At 39.9% G+C, this 13770-nt stretch carries 14 protein-coding genes and 2 pseudogenes; 3 read left to right on the forward strand and 13 right to left on the reverse strand.

The genetic code is table 11. The features are described 5' to 3' along the window. Window positions 1-258: 258 nt before the first annotated feature. The 4 genes and pseudogenes from JOC74_RS07260 to JOC74_RS23895 all read right to left on the reverse strand — a co-directional run bounded on the left by JOC74_RS07260 (window position 259) and on the right by JOC74_RS23895 (window position 4429). Complete coding sequence (locus JOC74_RS07260) at window positions 259-1089, reverse strand: undecaprenyl-diphosphate phosphatase (RefSeq protein ID WP_053603950.1); 831 nt, start codon at window positions 1087-1089, stop codon at window positions 259-261. Between the two features lie 194 nt (window positions 1090-1283). Next, on the reverse strand, window positions 1284-2438 hold the full coding sequence (locus tag JOC74_RS07265) for an AI-2E family transporter (protein ID WP_053603951.1): 1155 nt from the start codon (window positions 2436-2438) through the stop codon (window positions 1284-1286). Window positions 2439-2535: 97 nt separating this feature from the next. Further along, window positions 2536-4127 (reverse strand): annotated as a pseudogene (gene abc-f, locus JOC74_RS24265) (ribosomal protection-like ABC-F family protein); the annotation flags it as partial. Window positions 4128-4300: 173 nt separating this feature from the next. Then, window positions 4301-4429, reverse strand: a complete 129-nt coding sequence (locus JOC74_RS23895) for an RAxF-45 family protein (RefSeq protein WP_264080125.1) — start codon at window positions 4427-4429, stop codon at window positions 4301-4303. A gap of 128 nt (window positions 4430-4557) precedes the next feature. On the opposite strand from JOC74_RS23895, the gene JOC74_RS07275 reads away from it, so the two are divergent. Further along, window positions 4558-5544 carry a Gfo/Idh/MocA family protein gene (locus JOC74_RS07275; RefSeq protein WP_053603954.1) on the forward strand — a complete coding sequence of 329 codons (987 nt, stop codon included), beginning with the start codon at window positions 4558-4560 and terminating at the stop codon, window positions 5542-5544. 483 nt (window positions 5545-6027) lie between these two features. On the opposite strand, the gene JOC74_RS07280 is transcribed toward JOC74_RS07275, so the two are convergent. From JOC74_RS07280 to JOC74_RS24280, 4 genes and pseudogenes are all read right to left on the reverse strand, one after another. Beyond that, window positions 6028-6552, reverse strand: a complete 525-nt coding sequence (locus JOC74_RS07280) for a type 1 glutamine amidotransferase domain-containing protein (protein ID WP_053603955.1) — start codon at window positions 6550-6552, stop codon at window positions 6028-6030. A 75-nt stretch (window positions 6553-6627) separates the two neighbouring features. Then, a pseudogene (locus tag JOC74_RS24270) lies at window positions 6628-7173 on the reverse strand (methyl-accepting chemotaxis protein); the annotation flags it as partial. Window positions 7174-7179: 6 nt separating this feature from the next. Then, entirely contained in the window at window positions 7180-8115 is a 936-nt protein-coding gene (locus JOC74_RS24275; protein WP_376773383.1) for a methyl-accepting chemotaxis protein, read from the reverse strand. Further along, complete coding sequence (locus tag JOC74_RS24280) at window positions 8000-8623, reverse strand: MCP four helix bundle domain-containing protein (protein WP_376773352.1); 624 nt, start codon at window positions 8621-8623, stop codon at window positions 8000-8002. Before JOC74_RS24280 ends, JOC74_RS24275 begins: the two co-directional genes overlap by 116 nt. 124 nt (window positions 8624-8747) lie before the next feature. On the opposite strand from JOC74_RS24280, the gene JOC74_RS07290 reads away from it, so the two are divergent. After that, entirely contained in the window at window positions 8748-9674 is a 927-nt protein-coding gene (locus JOC74_RS07290) for a phosphotransferase family protein (protein WP_053603956.1), read from the forward strand. Window positions 9675-9730: 56 nt separating this feature from the next. On the opposite strand, the gene JOC74_RS07295 is transcribed toward JOC74_RS07290, so the two are convergent. Beyond that, window positions 9731-10174 carry a DUF6376 family protein gene (locus JOC74_RS07295; RefSeq protein ID WP_053603957.1) on the reverse strand — a complete coding sequence of 148 codons (444 nt, stop codon included), beginning with the start codon at window positions 10172-10174 and terminating at the stop codon, window positions 9731-9733. A gap of 85 nt (window positions 10175-10259) precedes the next feature. On the opposite strand from JOC74_RS07295, the gene JOC74_RS07300 reads away from it, so the two are divergent. Beyond that, window positions 10260-11003 carry a protein-glutamine gamma-glutamyltransferase gene (locus JOC74_RS07300; protein ID WP_053603958.1) on the forward strand — a complete coding sequence of 248 codons (744 nt, stop codon included), beginning with the start codon at window positions 10260-10262 and terminating at the stop codon, window positions 11001-11003. Here JOC74_RS07300 and JOC74_RS07305 read toward each other — a convergent pair. From JOC74_RS07305 to JOC74_RS07320, 4 genes are all read right to left on the reverse strand, one after another. Further along, entirely contained in the window at window positions 10986-11231 is a 246-nt protein-coding gene (locus JOC74_RS07305) for a protein YuzH (RefSeq protein ID WP_053606090.1), read from the reverse strand. The two genes, JOC74_RS07300 and JOC74_RS07305, sit on opposite strands and share 18 nt — an antisense overlap. A gap of 44 nt (window positions 11232-11275) precedes the next feature. Next, window positions 11276-11677, reverse strand: coding sequence for a secondary thiamine-phosphate synthase enzyme YjbQ (locus tag JOC74_RS07310; protein WP_053603959.1), 402 nt, complete (start codon window positions 11675-11677; stop codon window positions 11276-11278). 67 nt (window positions 11678-11744) lie between these two features. Then, window positions 11745-13034 carry a hemolysin family protein gene (locus JOC74_RS07315; protein ID WP_053603960.1) on the reverse strand — a complete coding sequence of 430 codons (1290 nt, stop codon included), beginning with the start codon at window positions 13032-13034 and terminating at the stop codon, window positions 11745-11747. A gap of 47 nt (window positions 13035-13081) precedes the next feature. Further along, window positions 13082-13762 carry a zinc metallopeptidase gene (locus tag JOC74_RS07320; protein ID WP_053603961.1) on the reverse strand — a complete coding sequence of 227 codons (681 nt, stop codon included), beginning with the start codon at window positions 13760-13762 and terminating at the stop codon, window positions 13082-13084. Window positions 13763-13770: the final 8 nt, after the last annotated feature.

A 13770-nucleotide genomic window follows, 5' to 3' on the forward strand; every position in this document is an offset into this window, starting at 1 on the left:
CAAATATAAGAGGTTTGAGCATTGTTTTTGTTTGATTTGAATGTTCTCTTTTAATCGTATTGGTTATTTTTTTGAAACGACTGTATTTTTACCAATTCACTTGCGATTTTGGTTCTTTTTTTGCGGTCTTTCCATTTTACGCGCGATCCTGACCCCTTTATCGCGATCTTAATTTTCGCTGAGTCACACGACATTACATTACAATATTTCATCATAAAAAGCGTGCGGAGGTGATCCGCACGCTGCTAAAATACTAATCTACATAAACAAAAGCAATAAAATAATCCCAAGTACAATCCGGTAAATCGCAAACGGCACTAGCTTGATTCTGTTAATCAGCTGTAAAAAGAATTGTACGACGACTAGAGCTACGACAAATGCAGTAATAAAGCCTACTGCGAAAAACGGCAAAAGATCCATGCTTAAAGCTTCCATATTTTTCACCAGTGACAAACAGCTGGCGCCTGCCATAATCGGTATAGCCATAATAAATGTGAAATCAGCTGCAGCTCTGTGGTTTAACCCGAGGATAACTCCGCCTGAAATCGTTGAGCCTGACCGGGAAAAGCCGGGCCAAAGTGAAATACATTGAAACAGCCCCATGCCGATCGCTTGCTTGTATGATATTTGATCAACGGAATCGGTTGTTGGCTTCCGTTTGTTAATCCAATCAGCAACGAGCATCAAAATAGCTCCTCCGATTAAGCCGATTGCAACTGTTTGAACAGAAAACAAATACTGATCTATGTAATCTTCAAATAAAAAACCTAATACCGCGGCGGGAACCAGTCCTACGAAAATTTGTGCAAGTGTCAATTTATTCCCTTGCTCTTGCTCTTTTGAAATCTTCCTCTTTAAACCGAGCAAATTCAAGATGCGATCCCTGAATATGATCGCTACAGCCAATATTGATCCAAGCTGGATCACAATTTTAAATACGTATGCCGCTTCATCCGAAACCAGCTCGTTTGACTTTAACCATAGATCATCAACAATGATCATATGTCCGGTGGAGGAAACAGGGGCATATTCAGTTAATCCTTCAACCAGTCCTAAAATTACGGCGACAAAGATTTCCCAAAAATTCATTCTATTCTTCCCTTCTTATCGTGCGTACCCGCATCTGTAATTTTGCTCTCTTTATTGAACGGACAGACTAGCATAAATGTTTCGAATTCGTTTTATTAAATTTTAAATAGGTACATTAAAAATATGACACTTTTCCTTTAACTTATCAATACTAAATTCATACTAAAAAGGCTTAGAAGCCTAAGCCTTTTTAATTATTTCTTATATTCTTCAGCAGTGCTATTGTATAGATTTGACCTGGATTTAAACCAGGCAAACAAGTGAGTGGTAACTACTTTGATAACCGCATAGCCCGGTATGGCAAGGATAACTCCCAGAACTCCAAACAGCTTTCCTGATGTGATTAATAAAAAGATAATAGTAATCGGATGGATCTGCAAATTTTTACCCATAATTTGCGGGGAAATGAACTTTCCTTCTACGAGCTGGACAATTGTCCATACAATGACAAGCTTTAAGACCATAAGAGGCGACGTCACTATCGCAATAATGATAGCTGGCGTAATCGCAATGGTAGGTCCAAGGTAAGGTACCACACTTGTACAGGCAGCGATAACAGCAAGAAGCGAAGCATAGTCCAGCCCGATGATCAAATAGCCGATAAACAATAATATCCCGATACAAAAACTAACAATAATCTGTCCGCGAATATAAGAACTCAGCCTGTGATTCATTTCAATCATTACCGTATGTGCTTCCTTTTTTAAGCGGTCGGGAACAAACTTTAAGATAAAGTGAGGCAACTTTTTTCCATCCCTTAATAAATAAAATAAGATAAATGGAACTGTGATTAACGAAATGACAAACTCAGTGACAGCGCCTATGAAGGTCCCAACCCCAGTAAACGTACTGTCTAAAATCCGTGTTGCCTGATTAGACATATTGTTCGCGATATCTATTACATTAATATTGAATGTTTCCTGTGCCTGATTGACAAATTGGCTGCCAAGAACCTTTTCCGTTTGTTCCTCAACAGTTTTTACATATTTAGGGAAATCGTGAACAAGACTCATTATTTGCTCTCTCAAAAAAGGAATAATGCTCACGATCGTGATCGTAAGTAGTCCAATAATCACAATATAAAGAATAATAATTGAAAATATCCGTTTTATTTTTTTCCGTTCCAAAAAATCCACCAGAGGATTCAGCAAATAGAACACGACTCCGGTCATAACAAATGGAAGCAATAGGGTTCTTAATAAAACGATTATTGGAGTAAAGATAAATGATGTTTTTGAGAAAATTAAGATGTTTAGACCAATTAATAGCAGGACGAGTAAAAAGATAACAAATTTATTGTTTAAAAAGAATCTTTTAAACCTCCCGCTCCATATCTGCATTGATTCCATAAACTCCTCCAAGTAGCTTTTTACTAAATTGTACACTATTCGACATTGAAATAGAAATCATTGCCTATCTGAGGTTCATTCGGTTTGTCTTTTCCAACCTGGCTTCGTCATAGCATTTTACGTACATTTCCAACCTCCCATTTTCAAGCCAGCAAGTCTTGGTAAAGCATTTATTTAACAAATATCTGTCATGGGAAACACATAGAATTGTTCCATCAAATGCAAGCAATGCTTCTTCCAATACTTCTCTGGAATCAATGTCTAAATGATTCGTCGGCTCGTCCAGGATCAGTAAATTCAGTTTTTGATACATGATTATTGCAAGCTGAAGGCGCATTTTTTCTCCTCCACTGAGTTGGGCAACCTTCTTAAAAACCGCAGGGCCGTAAAAAAGAAATTTAGCTAAAATATGTCGGGCTTCTCCTTCTGTTACGACAATTTTTTGTCTAAACGTGTCCATAACATTGTGAGAGCTTGCTTCAGCAAGAGTATGCTGGGACAAATATCCAATCTGGGTATTACTTCCTATTTTCACATCTCCAGAATCGGGCAGGACCTGCTGCATGATAAGTTTGAGTAATGTCGTCTTGCCAGAACCATTGCTGCCGACAATTGCCAGACGCTCTTTAAAATATACATCCAAATGTATATTTTGAAGTAATGACTTACCTGAATAGCTTTTTGAAACATTTTGTAAGGATATAACTTCCTTTCCACTTCTCTCCTTCATCTCAAAGGCAAGATTTATTTTTTTATGTTCCAACATTGGCCGTTTTTTCTTTTTCATCCTTTCAAGCATTCTCTCCATATGGCGGGCCCGTTTATGAAGACCCTCATTGGGAGGATTGGCTTGATTGGCCCATTCCTGCAATCGTTTAATAGCTTCTTTCATTTTTTTAATTTTTTTCTGCTGCTCTTCGTATTCTTTAAATTCATCAAGCAGCTTTTTTTCTTTTTCCTTTACAAATTTAGAATAGGAGCATAAATAGACAGTTGCCTCCCCATCCTCCAGATCGATCGTTTTGTTTGTTACATGGTCGAGAAAATAACGGTCATGAGAAATTGTGACAACCGTTCCTTTGTAGCTTCCCAAATATTTCTCCAACCACTCTGTTGCTTCAATATCAAGATGGTTTGTCGGTTCGTCAAGCAGTAATATATCCGGATTTTTCAAAAGCAGCGCTGCCAACCCGACTTTTGTTTTTTCTCCTCCGCTTAGCTCGTGAATAAGATTCGCAGCAAATCTGTAATCTTCAATCCATCTGCCACAGCTTGAACACGGGACTCCATCTCGTAGCCTCCATCTCTTGAAAATTCCTCCTGCAGTTCACCGTATTGTTTTAACAAGACTTCAATATTTTTTGATACAGCCATTTCCGTTTCCAGCAGTTTCATTTGATTTGCGATTGCTTGAAGCTTATGGAAGCTTTTCATTAAGGCATCAAATACGGTTGAGTTATTATTAAAATTTCCCTCTTGCTGCAAATAGCCGACGATTGAGCCTTTTTTCATATAAATTGCTCCTTCGTCAAGAGATTCTTCCCCCGTAAGCAGCTTCAATAATGTTGTTTTGCCGCTTCCATTTCTGCCGACAATCCCTACTTTGTCGTATTCATTTATTTCAAAGGTTACCTTTTCGAAAATCATGCTGCCGCCGTACATTTTACTAATATTTTGAACTGAAATCATTTTATATTCCTCCAAGTCAATTAAAAAAGCACAGGTAAGCGTAAGAACCCACCTGTGCCGTGTCAGATTGCATGCGAAAAAAGGCAAAAACGCCTAATTTCCCACAAAAAAAGACGGCACCTGAGCCGTCTCGTTTAAGTCCGATGACAAATTCGGTTGAATGAGAGTTCTACTCACTGTAATTTCCGTATGAAGCTGTTAAAAATGGACAGACTTGTCCCTTTGGCTTCATTTGCGGAAAAAATCGCACGGCAGATATACATATACGATAAAAAATCCGCGCGAATCACAGTAGTCAACATCTCATACACCTCCTTTGTCTTAGTCCTTCTATTATAATTCCAATCAACTAAGGGTTGCAAGCACGAATGCCAAGGTATAATCTAAACTGTGTATACTTGACTAAGTACAATGATAGGAGTGTCTTGTTATGATACGCTTTGCTGTGGTTGGCACTAATTGGATTACTGAGCGTTTGATTGAAGCAGCTCGCCATGCACCAGAATTTGAACTATCCGCTGTTTATTCCAGAACGGAAGAGCGGGCAAAGCAGTTTGCTGAAAAACATTCGATTCCCCATACGTTTACTGATCTTGAAGAAATGGCAAAAAGCCCGGTATGTGACGCGGTTTATCTGGCAAGTCCAAACTCGTTTCACAAAGATCAAGCGGTACTTTTGATGAAACATGGCAAGCATGTGTTGTGCGAAAAACCTTTAGCATCAAATACGAAAGAAACGATAGAAATGATCGAAACCGCTAAGGCGAATGGAGTTCTCTTAATGGAGGCTTTAAAAACGGCTCCATTACCAAACTTTCAAGCCATCCGCGAGAACATCCATAAAATTGGAATGGTCCGCAGAATGGTAGCCGGATATTGTCAATACTCTTCCCGTTATGACGCATATAAGGAAGGAACTGTGCTAAATGCATTTAATCCGGAATTTTCAAATGGCGCATTAATGGACATAGGCGTGTACTGCATTTACCCGGCTGTCTCTCTTTTCGGCGAGCCATCTGATGTTAAGGCGGGTGGACTAAGACTTGAATCCGGTGTCGATGGTGAAGGAAGCTTGCTTTTACAGTATAACGACCATGAAGCTGTGGTCATGTACAGCAAAATTACCGATTCACATCTGCCTTCTGAAATCCAAGGAGAAAACGGATCGATTCTCATCGATAAAATACATACTCCTGAAAAAGTAGAAATTAAATATAGAGATGGTACGTCTGAAGAAATTACGGTCATTCAGGACAAGCCATCGATGTATTACGAGGTTCAAGAATTCATTAACTGTCTGAAAGCGGGCAAATTCGAATCTGAAATCAATTCCTATTCAGTTACTTTACAAACAGCAGCAATTATGGAGAAAGCAAGAAAACAGATTGGGATTGTGTACCCGGCTGATGAAAAGTAATGAATTAGCCTGCCTCTGCCTTATGGGGGATGAGAATGAAAAGAGACTTAAGTTATACGAAAAATGGTGAATTTGAACATAAAATAATATCTGCGGGAATATTCACCTCCCTATTTAAGACAAAAAGTCGCAAGTGATCCCGTGAAAAGTCCTTCATCCAGGGTCTGATGGACTTAACGACACTAGTGATCACGTGAATTGTCCTTCATCCAGGGTCTGAAGGACTTAACGACGCATGTGATCCCGTGAATTGTCCTTCATCCAGGGTCTGATGGACATAACAACACTAGTGATCACGTGAATTGTCCTTCATCCAGGGGCTGAAGGACATAACAACACTAGTGATCTCGAAAATTGTCCTTCATCCAGAGTCTGATGGACATAACGACACTAGTGATCACGTGAAAAAAGGGTGTTCCTAGAGCTTATCTTTGGGACACCCTTTTTTTCTGATCCTATTAAAATATGTTACCCGAATTTCATTTAGGATTCAGCTAATACATCGGCAAATACTTTTACATATTCGGGAAGATCAGGCGGACGTCTGCTGGATACGATGTGGCCGTCGACTATAACAGCCTCGTCGAACCATGTTGCGCCTGCATTTGTCATATCGTCTTTGATCCCCGGCGTACTTGTTACATTTTTACCGTCCAAAATTCCTGCAGATATCAATACCCAGCCTGCATGGCAAATTTGTCCGATCGGCTTTTTTTCTGCATTCATTTTTCTGATCATTTCCAACACTTCCGGGTACCTTCTTAGTTTATCCGGCGCCCAGCCTCCTGGAACCAAAATCGCATCATAGTCATCTGCATTTATTTGGCCGAAAGAATAATCAGACGTGACGGGAACGCCATATTTCCCTATATATTCATGCTTGTCCTTTTCGCCAACGAGATGAACGTCTGCCGCTTCTTCTCTCAATCGCAAAACAGGATACCACAGCTCTAAATCTTCAAAATCATCACTTACCAGTGCAATCACTTTTTTTCCTTCTAATCGCAAAAGACGTCACTCTCCTTATCCATTGTAGCTCTAGTGTACGATAAGATTTCTCAATTTTAAAGCCATAGACAATCCTTACGTTTTTTTATTCGTGTTAAATTTTTTCGTCAGCTCGCGCAATTCTTCCGCCATCGTAGCAAGAGTTGTTGACGAAGCGCTGATTTCTTCCATCGATGCAAGCTGCTCTTCTGCAGACGCAGCAATATCTTGTATGCTTGCTGCACTTTCTTTTGATATTTGAGCAATGCTTCTAACTGAGGTAGAAACCTGCTTTGATCCTTCCGATAAATCACTGACCATTACATTCATTTGATTAATGTCTTCTGCGATTTCATTTGTCACGGTTTGTATTTCTTTAAAGCTTTCTTCTGTTTGCGTTGAAATATCCAGTCCAGTACTGACTTCTTGATTGACAGATTGAAACATAGCAAGAGACCCATTGATTTCTTTAATAATCTCGTGAATCATTTTTTCGATTACTTTAGAAGACTCAGAGGACCTAGCCGCTAGCTTCCGCACTTCTTCAGCTACAACGGAAAAGCCCCTTCCGTATTCTCCTGCTCTCGCAGATTCAATTGCTGCATTTAAAGAAAGCAAATTCGTTTGATCAGCAATGCCATTGATAGTTCATGCAATTTTGTTAATATCCTTCGATTTATATTCCAATCCCTTAATCACTTGTTCCGCATGCTTGACAGTGTCATTAATTAATTTCATTTGGCCGGCATTTTTTCTGACAAGCTGGCCGCCGGATTCTGCAGTTTCAATTGATTTGATAGAAGATTCAGCTACGACAGATGATGTCTTGGCAATCCTTTGCAGCCCATCGTCAATACGATCAAGCTGTTCAGAGCTTTTTTCAACATTTTCGCTTTGTGTTTCGTTTCCTCCTGAAAACTGCTCAATTGATAACGTAATGTGCTCAGTTGCTTTGCTTGTTTGCTGTGCGCTTGCAGTTAATTCTTCCGATGAAGACGCAAGATTATCGACCGAAAGTTGAATTGAACCAATAACATTCCTAAGTGATTCTGCCATGCTATTAAAGTTTTGGCTTAATTGCCCTATTTCATCTTTTGAACGAATTTCAATCTTTTCACTTAAATCACCATTGCTGATTTTCGCTGCAGAAGCTACAAGTTTCTTTAATGGCATTCTAATGGAATGAATAATGGTAAAGATAATAACTCCTCCGACAAGGACAGATCCGATGAAAAGGATCATCGTAAAATTAAAAAGCGGCTCAGACGATTCGGCAATTTCATTCGTGTTTATTATTCCGGCAATTTTCCATCCAGTGAATGCATTTGTCTCAAAAATGACTCTTTCTTTTGCACCATTCATGACGAAGTCAAAATGTCCGTTCTTGTTTTGAGCCAGCTTACCGCTGATGTCTTTTTTAACTGTTCCGCCAACAGATTCGATTGGATGGGAAATATACTGCATATTCTCATTTACGATAAACGCATACCCGCTTTTCCCTATATTGATACCTTCTGTTACTTGACTTAAGTAATTGATCGGAATATTTATTGCAACTACTCCTGAACCATCCAAATTCGCCATTGCAATTGTAAACAACGGTTAAACCTGTAGAAGCTGTTTGATAAGGATCGGTTAAAATATATTTTCCTTTATTCGCCACCGCAGATTTGTACCAGTTTCTTTCAGTTGGATTAAAATCCTCCGGCATCTCTATATCCGGAAAGCGAATAAAGTCACCCTTTGATGAGGCTGTATAAATCGATTCAATATTACTATTTAAAGACTTATATTGTTCGAATCTTTGTCTCGTAACATCTAGGTTTTCTTCCGTGAAGCTATCCTTGTTAATCCAGTTGCTGAAATTTTTTATTGCCGCAACTTTAGTTTCCATATCACTTTGTATCGTTCTGTCCAGTGACTTTACGCTATTGTTTGCATTCCTCATCATCTCTTCTTCCAGTGATTTGCTGGCTGTATGAAAAGCGCCTAGAGCCAATAAAATGATGGGTAAGGTTAGTACAAGCAAAAAAGCAATCGAAAGCTTTCTTGAGATTGATGGTGTACAGAGCCATTTAATAAATTTTCTCATAAGTTGTCCCCTTCTATATTGTTAAAATTAATATCGACATCTTCACCGGATTTTGAAATACTAGACTGCATAAAATGAATCTACAATGAATGGTGGTTTTACCGAATCTTGTGGGGTGAATACGATGGATGAAACAAAATTCATAGAAGAAAAAAAGTTTCAACAATTGGTTCAAACAATGGATCCAGGAAGCAAGCTGCTGAGAACGTGGCGAGTATCTGGAGGAGTCTCCGCACAAGTGACAGCGATTGAATTCGAACAATCCGATGGAAAAAAGAAGAAAATGATCGTACGCCAACATGGGGAAACGGATCTGAAACGAAATCCGCGTATCGCAGCTGACGAATTCAAGCTGTTGCAAATCCTGAAGTCTAAAAGGCTGCTCGTACCTGCTCCGTACCATTTCGATAGCTCGGGAGCCATATTTCCAAATCCATTTATTGTTATTGAATTTATTGAAAGCAAGCAAAAAGACATTCCTCGCAATGTAAACACCGCAATACATGAGCTTGCTACATCGCTGTCGAACATTCACAAGATCAAAGGTTCGAATCCTGAATTATCCTTTTTGCCGAAACAAGAAGAAATTTATGCAGAGAAGCTGGAGAAACGTCCTGCAATCATTGATGAATCACTAAATGAAGGCCGTATTCGCGAAATGCTGGAATCGGTTTGGCCATTTCCTAAAGTGAATAAAACTGTATTATTGCACGGAGATTATTGGCCGGGCAATATCTTATGGAAAGACGGACAGTTCATTGCAATTCTCGACTGGGAAGACGCAGCTCTCGGAGACCCGCTTGCTGATTTTGCCAATAGCAGGCTAGAGATTCTATGGGCATATGGAATGGCCGCAATGAATGATTTTACAAATCAATACAAATCGATGTGTACAGCAATCGAATTCAAGTACCTCCCTTATTGGGATCTATTTGCCGCATTACGCCCTGCCTCAAGGATCTCAGAATGGGGATTAGACGAAAGAACGGAAAAAATGATGAGGGAAAGGCATCAATGGTTTGTCTCTCGAGCCTTTGAAAAAATAAAATGAGCATAAATAAAACCTATTCTTGAATGGACAGGAGTAGGTTTTATTTGCAGGGAATATTATTCTTGAATCTTTTCAATCGTCTTCATCAAATCTGTTACTTCAGTTATCGTTCCCATGATTTCAGAGTTCTCAAGCTGCTCCAGTTGAAATGTTCCCTCTTTAACAGCAGTTTGGACTTGATCAATTCCCGAAAGCAGCTTTTCATTTTGCTTAACCGCTTCTTCGTGGACTGATGTAGCAGCTTCGGGCGGTGTAAGCTTATTAAATTCCTCAATATTCGATTTCATTTCAGTCAGCCGGCTCTCTAGTTTTTTTCCAGCATCTTCGTTATTGACCGCGTCATTCGCTAACGAAGACAGATCCTCAGCAAACACTTGAGCCTCATTCATATACTCTGTTGATTCGTTAATATAGTTGATTCCTGAGTTTACTTCGTTTAATACTCCGCATCCGCTCAGCAAACCAAGTGTAATGACGGCGCTTAATTTCAATCGTTTCAAATGATTCCCTCTTTCTTTTGATTTTCTTTTTTACCTTAGCCAGGCTCCGCACATATACTAGTAAAAAATTAAAGGGTGCTGAAATATGATATTCCTATCCGGACAAAGAATTGCGCCTGAACACGTACTAAATTCCGATCAGCTGAATCCGGCAGAACAAAAAATTATCGAAGCGATGCTTACAAGTCCTGCCCGCTATGATTATTCAAGCATGCGTGAATTATCTTTTGAAACTTCGTTTCGAAACCATACCATTCAATCCGCAACGGCACTGATCCATAGCGGCGCAAAATTCGCAACGTTTGCAAAAACATACGGAAACGATATGTTTTGGAGGCGGTCACCCGAAGGCGCGCTTGAATTGAGATACAATGTACCGGCAGCACTTGGTATTCGTGATATTTTTGAACGCGGCTCCCTCTATGCCTTTGAATGCGCAACCGCCATCGTTGTTATTTTTTATTTCGCTTTATTACGAATGATTGGTGATCAAGCATTTAATGCCGCTTTCCCAACGATTACTCTTTATGATTGGCATTATGAAAAGCTTCCCGTCTACTCTGAAATTCGAAATGATTTTCTTCCTGGAGATTGCCTTTATTTTGCGAATCCTGATTTCGATCCTGCTCGGCCTGAGTGGCGCGGAGAAAATGCAATCTATTTTGGCTATGACCAATTTGCCGCTTTCGGGTTAGGGATATTGACCGCAGAACAGGTGATTCAACGGTTAAATTCATTCAGAAAAAGAGGTGCAACCCAATCAGCTTATTTGATGTCTCATGTGACGCGAGTGGATATACTAGAACTGCTCTCACGGATTCAACGTTAATGCTTTACGGTTTCGATAAAAATGTGAACATCCAAGCATCCGATTGGCGGCCCATTCCATCTGCTCCAAATCTTCTCTAGTAACAACAGGATCACGTTCATCCCATTTTACAAATCTGATAAAATAATAGTTTTTGATCGGTACCATGATCACTGCAGAATGGGGCCAATTTTCAAAAACAAATACGATTTTCCCTTTTTTCTGATAGGAGTGCTGAACAATCTTCAGGTTTCTCACCCTTCACTGTAGATTTTGTTGTTAAAACTCTGTATCTAGGAACCTATGATTTTCGCATAACACGTTCTTGATCTTGGTCCGTCAAATTCACAAAAATAAATGCCCTGCCATGTACCGAGAACAAGTCTTCCCTGTTCGATAATGATGTGTTGGGAAGCACCGACTGTGCTTGATTTCATATGAGCGGCCGTATTTCCTTCCATATGTCTGTCTTTTTGATGGTTCCACGGATAGGTTTCATCAAACCTTCTAAGCATGTCCCGTTTTACGTCAGGATCAGCATTCTCGTTGATCGTAATTCCTGCGGTTGTATGAGGGCAATAGACAATAACAGCGCCTTCATTTACTTGATTATCCTTCACAAATTTTTCGATTTTTGCAGTAACATCAATCATTTCATCTCTGTGATTTGTCTCGACTGTAAACCTTGTTAGCATGTTGTGAAATCCTCCCTTTACTGCTATTTTGCCTTTATATAAGCCAGTTTGCAAACAAAAAAGCGGATTAACTCTCCGCTTTTTTTACTTCTACCGTCCGAATATGATGGTCCTCTACGTCCACAATGGTGAATTGACAGCCATACATGTCGATTGTTTGCCCATTTTCAAAATCCATTTGCTGTGTCAGAAGCAACCCTCCAATTGTATCAACATCTTCATGCTCAATAGATAAACCTAAGAGCTCACCCACTTCTTCCACGAGAGCTTTGCCATCCATGACATAGTGCCCCTCTCCTTTTTTTACAATGTGAGGCATTTCATCAATGTCAAATTCATCCCTGATATCGCCTACAATCTCTTCAAGAATATCCTCAACAGTTACTAAACCTGCTGTACCGCCGTATTCATCAACAAGAATCGCCATATGTTTTCGTTCTTTTTGCATGCGAATAAGCAGCTCACCGACCGCAGTGCTTTCCAATACCATAATCACCGGGCGCATCATTTCCTTAACGCTCGCTTTGGTGGATAAAAACTCTTTTTTAAATACATCCTTCACGTTTAAAATGCCGGCAATATGGTCTTTGTCCCCTTCAATGACAGGGTACCTCGTATATCTTTCGTTCAACATGAAATGTAGCGCTTCCTCCATCGTCGCTTCTATCGAAACCGTTGCCATCTCAGTACGGGGAATCATGATTTCTCTTGCCAGCCGGTTATCAAAATCGAAAATTTTATCCATGTATTTAAATTCTGTCAAATTTATTTCGCCTTTTTGGTAGCTTTCAGAAAGGATCATCCGCAGCTCCTCTTCACTATGTGCGACCTCGTGCTCATTCACAGAATGAAATCCGAGCCAACGAACAATTAAACCTGCAGATCCATTCAGCACTTTAATAAATGGAAACATAAGCTTGTAAAACAAGATTAAAGGCTTTGCCGTCCACAGGCTTACTTCTTCCGCTTTTTGAATCGCAATGGTTTTCGGAGCCAGCTCACCGAGTACTACATGCAGAAAAGTAATAATGATAAAAGAAATCACAAACGAAACAATTCCCGCTAACGGCTCTTTAATACCAAAACTAACAAACAAAGGATGAAGAATTCTCTCGACTGTTGGTTCTCCCAGCCATCCCAACCCCAGGGCTGTAATGGTGATTCCGAGCTGGCAGGCAGATAAATATTCATCTAAATTGGAAATAAGTTGTTTAGCAGCTATTGCACGGGTATTGCCGCTCTCAACCAATTCATCAATTCTTGAGCCCCGGATTTTGACGATGGCGAATTCGGCGACAACAAAAAACGCGGTAGCAGCAATGAGCAGAGCTACAACTATAATGTTTAGTATGATCAAAAAAATCCCTCGCCAAAATATGGCAAGGGATCACCTCCTCTAACGATTTACTCATTATTTCGACCCGACAGAAAAATCATGACGTAACGAAGAAGCTCAAACAAGGATACCAATGCCGCTGCGACATATGTCAGTGCTGCAGCATTTAATACTTTGTTCACACTCTTCTCTTCATTATTTCGAATGATTCCTTCTGAAACGATAAAATTTTTCGCTCTAGAGCTCGCATTAAATTCAACAGGAAGTGTGACCAGCTGAAAAAAGACAGCGGCAGAAAACAGAATGATGCCAAACCCGATTAAATTTAAGCTCCCAAGCAGTAAGCCGCCGATTAACAATAAGGGCGCAATACCGGATGAAAAGCTCACCACCGGAAAAATCTTATGTCTCAATACAAGCGCGCCATAGGCTTCCTGATGCTGAATTGCATGCCCCACCTCATGAGAAGCTACGGAAATCGACGAAATAGATCGTCCATAATATACCTGCTCTGACAAGCGGACGACACGTTCAGTCGGATCATAATGGTCTGTTAAAGTTCCTCTTACCGGCTCAACGGGTACGTTATGCAGCCCGTTTGTATCCAAAATATGCCTTGCCACCTCGGCACCAGTTTTGTGCCCAGAGGCTTCCACCTTAGAATATCTCTCAAAATTGCTCTTTACTTTAAATTGTGCCCAAATTGAAATAGCAAATGCGACCAATGTTAAAAAGTAAAAGAAAAACATGCTGTCAT

The organism is Bacillus capparidis (assembly GCF_017832095.1).
Classification (GTDB): Bacteria; Bacillota; Bacilli; order Bacillales; family Bacillaceae; genus Bacillus; species Bacillus gobiensis.

Coding starts and splice junctions, on each gene's coding strand:
- JOC74_RS07260 (WP_053603950.1), bottom strand. CDS start 1,089: ATGAATTTTTGGGAAATCTTTGTCGCCGTAATTTTAGGACTGGTTGAA.
- JOC74_RS24275 (WP_376773383.1), bottom strand. CDS start 8,115: ATGGCGAATTTGGATGGTTCAGGAGTAGTTGCAATAAATATTCCGATC.
- JOC74_RS07265 (WP_053603951.1), bottom strand. CDS start 2,438: ATGGAATCAATGCAGATATGGAGCGGGAGGTTTAAAAGATTCTTTTTA.
- JOC74_RS23895 (WP_264080125.1), bottom strand. CDS start 4,429: ATGTTGACTACTGTGATTCGCGCGGATTTTTTATCGTATATGTATATC.
- JOC74_RS07290 (WP_053603956.1), top strand. CDS start 8,748: ATGGATGAAACAAAATTCATAGAAGAAAAAAAGTTTCAACAATTGGTT.
- JOC74_RS24280 (WP_376773352.1), bottom strand. CDS start 8,623: ATGAGAAAATTTATTAAATGGCTCTGTACACCATCAATCTCAAGAAAG.
- JOC74_RS07320 (WP_053603961.1), bottom strand. CDS start 13,762: ATGTTTTTCTTTTACTTTTTAACATTGGTCGCATTTGCTATTTCAATT.
- JOC74_RS07310 (WP_053603959.1), bottom strand. CDS start 11,677: ATGCTAACAAGGTTTACAGTCGAGACAAATCACAGAGATGAAATGATT.
- JOC74_RS07275 (WP_053603954.1), top strand. CDS start 4,558: ATGATACGCTTTGCTGTGGTTGGCACTAATTGGATTACTGAGCGTTTG.
- JOC74_RS07300 (WP_053603958.1), top strand. CDS start 10,260: ATGATATTCCTATCCGGACAAAGAATTGCGCCTGAACACGTACTAAAT.